Below are 450 nucleotides of genomic sequence, written 5' to 3'. Positions count from 1 at the left end.
AAGGTAGCCCTAGGGGAACCTGGGGCTGGATCACCTCCTTATACGATTTAGAACTTATTTGTTCGTAGTGTCCACACAGATGATTGTTAATTGTAAAGAGAACAACACTTATTGTTTGGGTCTGTAGCTCAGTTGGTTAGAGCGCACCCCTGATAAGGGTGAGGTCGGTGGTTCAAATCCACCCAGACCCACCACTTCTTTTGAAGTGTCATAACAGACAATAAGACCAGCATATGTGGGGCTATAGCTCAGCTGGGAGAGCGCCTGCCTTGCACGCAGGAGGTCAGCAGTTCGATCCTGCTTAGCTCCACCACTTTACTTCTTAAAAATAAATATTCTTTATCGGGTAGCAATAACACCTGAGAATAGAGTGTGTTTAATTTTGAGAAGTTTTTGATTCTCTGCTCTTTAAAAATTTGGAAAAGCTGATAATAAAATTCTGATAAATAT

At 41.8% G+C, this 450-nt stretch carries 2 tRNA genes; both read left to right on the top strand.

The features are described 5' to 3' along the window. The first annotated feature begins 117 nt into the window (after nucleotides 1-117). Nucleotides 118-194: transfer RNA gene (locus tag AN389_RS19675), tRNA-Ile, on the top strand. 43 nt (nucleotides 195-237) lie between these two features. Next, nucleotides 238-313, top strand: a tRNA-Ala gene (locus tag AN389_RS19670). Nucleotides 314-450 lie beyond the last annotated feature (137 nt).

The organism is Pseudoalteromonas sp. P1-7a, assembly GCF_001401855.1.
In the GTDB taxonomy this organism is placed as follows: Bacteria; Pseudomonadota; Gammaproteobacteria; order Enterobacterales; family Alteromonadaceae; genus Pseudoalteromonas.
This window is presented reverse-complemented; position numbering and strand designations above follow the sequence as displayed.